General features: G+C 74.2%; 2 protein-coding genes. Both read right to left on the reverse strand.

Annotated elements, in window-relative coordinates:
* Positions 1 to 136: 136 nt before the first annotated feature.
* Complete coding sequence (locus H5J33_RS30090) at positions 137 to 892, reverse strand: SDR family oxidoreductase (RefSeq protein ID WP_181797945.1); 756 nt, start codon at positions 890 to 892, stop codon at positions 137 to 139.
* Between the two features lie 4 nt (positions 893 to 896).
* Entirely contained in the window at positions 897 to 2,681 is a 1,785-nt protein-coding gene (locus H5J33_RS30095; protein WP_181797946.1) for a glycoside hydrolase family 15 protein, read from the reverse strand.
* Between the last annotated feature and the right edge of the window lie 69 nt (positions 2,682 to 2,750).

Consider the following 2,750-nt stretch of genomic DNA (forward strand, 5'->3'; position numbering starts at 1 on the left):
GCCCAGGCCCGCCGCCTGCGCGACTTGGCGGGCCTCGGCGAATAGACCTCGGCGCATCCGGGGGTACCCGGCGGAATCGGCGCGGACGGTACCGGGCCGTGTCCACGGCCCGGCGGATCCGCGCCGGCCGCCGTCGTCAGAATCCGTGCCGCATGCCGCCGTCGACCGGGACCATGACGCCGGTCAGGTACGACGCGGCCGGGGACAGCAGGAACGCGGCGGTCCGGCCGAACTCCTCGGGCCGGCCGTAGCGGCGCAGCGGAATCCGTGACGCGCTCGCCGTCCGGGTGGCCTCGGGGTCGGCGGACCGCGCGTCCAGCTCGCGCACGCGATCGGTGTCGATCCGGCCCGGCAGCAGCCCCACCACCCGGATGCCGCGCGGCCCCAGCTCGTCGGCGATCGACTTGGCGAACCCGGCGAGCCCCGGCCGCAGCCCGTTGGACACCGTCAGCCCCGGGATCGGCTCGTGCACCGACCCGGACAGCACGAACCCGACGACCCCGCCCTCCGGCAGCTCGGCCGCCGCCGCGCGGGCCAGCCGCACGGCGCCGAGGAAGATCGACTCGAACGCGTCCCGCCACTGCTCGTCGGTGTTGTCGGCGACGAAACCGGGCGCCGGACCGCCCACGCTCACCAGCACGCCGTGGAAGCCCCCGAAGTTCTCCCGGGCCGCGGCGATCAGCCGCTCCGGGGCGCCCGGGTCGGCGTTGTCCACGGCCACGCCCACCGCGTTCGGGCCCAGGGCGGCGGCGGCCTCGGCGACCCGCTGCTCGTCCCGGCCGCTGACGACCACCTTCGCCCCGTCCGCGACGAGCTCCCGCGCGGTGGCGTTGCCCAGTCCCCGGGTGGCTCCGGTGACGATGTACACCCGGTCCTTCAGTCCAAGATCCATGGCCCTATCCTGCCCCGTCCTCCCCGAAGAGCGTAAGCGCCGTGTTCACCAGGCCGACATGGCTGAACGCCTGCGGGAAGTTGCCCAGCTGGCAGCCGTCGAGGGGGTCGTACTCCTCGGCCAGCAGACCGACGTCGTTGCACAGGCCCACCAGCCGGTCGAACAGGTCGCGGGCCTCCTGGGCGCGGCCGGTCATGTGCAGCGCGTCGGCCAGCCAGAAGGAGCAGGCGAGGAAGGCGCCCTCGCCGCCCGGCAGCCCGTCGATCACCGAGTCCTCGGCGTCGTAGCGGCGCAGGAAGCCGCCGTGCCCGAGGTCGTCGCGGATGGCGTCGACCGTGCCGACCACCCGGGGGTCGTCCGGCGGCAGGAAGCCCACGCGCGGGATGAGCAGCAGCGAGGCGTCCAGTTCCCGGGAGCCGTAGTACTGGGTGAAGGTGTTGCGCTCCTTGTCGAAGCCCTTCTCGCACACCTCCCGGTGGACCTCGTCGCGCAGCCGGCGCCAGCCCGCCGGATCGCCGCTCAGCTCCTGGTGCCGCTCCAGCGTCTTGACGGCCCGGTCGGCGGCCACCCACACCATCACCTTGGAGTGCACGAACTGCCGCGGGCCCCCGCGCACCTCCCACAGGCCCTCGTCCGGCCGCCGCCACGCCGACTCCAGGAACCCCATCAGCGAGCGCTGCATGGCCCACATGTGGGGCTTGGTGGGCAGGCCCGAGGCCCGGGCCAGCGACAGGGAGTCCATCACCTCGCCGTACACGTCCAGCTGGAGCTGGTCGACGGCGTCGTTGCCGATGCGCACGGGGGCGGAGCCGGCGAAGCCGGGCAGCCAGGGCAGCTCCGTCTCCCGCAGCCGCCGTTCGCCCGCCACGCCGTACATGATCTGCAGATCGGCCGGGTTGCCGGCCACCGCGCGCAGCAGCCAGTCCCGCCAGGCCTCGGCCTCCTCCTGGTAGCCGGCGGTGAGCAGCGCGCCGAGGGTGAGAGTGGAGTCGCGCAGCCAGCAGTAGCGGTAGTCCCAGTTGCGCACGCCGCCCGGCTTCTCGGGCAGGGAGGTGGTCGGCGCGGCGACGATCCCGCCGGTCGGGGCGTAGGTGAGGGCCTTGAGGGTGATGAGGGAGCGCACCACCGCCTCCCGGTACGGCCCGTCGTAACGGCACCGCCCGGCCCAGGACCGCCAGTCGGCGACGCTGCTCTCCAGCGCCTCGTACGGGTCGATCAGCGGCGGGCGCTTCTCGTGCGAGGGGTGCCAGGTGAGCACGAACGCGACCCGCTCGCCCGCGGCCACGGTGAACTCCGAGTGGGTGCCGTACTCCTCGCCCCAGGTGCGTACCGCCGGCTCGGCGCGCAGCCAGGCGGAGTCCGGTCCGGCGATGGCCACCCGGTGGCCGTCCGCGCGGCGCACCCACGGCGTGATCGAGCCGTAGTCGAAGCGCAGGCGCAGCGTGCTGCGGACGGTGACCCGGCCGCTGAGGCCCTCCACGATCCGTACGACATCCGGGGCGCGCTCGCGCTGCGGCATCAGGTCGGTGACGCGTACCGCTCCGTCCGCCGTCTCCCACTCGGTGTCCAGGACGAGGGTGTCGGGCCGGTAGGCGCGGCGGGTGCAGACGTCCGCCCCCACGGGCGCGATCCGCCAGTGGCCGTGGTCCTCGTCGCCCAGCAGCCGGGCGAAGCAGGCGCCGGAGTCGAAGCGCGGCAGGCACAGCCAGTCGATCGAGCCGTCCTTGCCGACCAGGGCCGCGGTCTGCTCGTCCCCGATGAGGGCGTAGTCCTCGATGCGCGCGTTCACGGAATGCGGTTTCCCGGCGGACCAGGGGGCCAACCAGGTGGTCCGCCGGGGGAGTGAGCCGACCACCGG

It is taken from the genome of Streptomyces sp. WELS2, assembly GCF_013870595.1.
GTDB lineage: Bacteria > Actinomycetota > Actinomycetes > Streptomycetales > Streptomycetaceae > Streptomyces.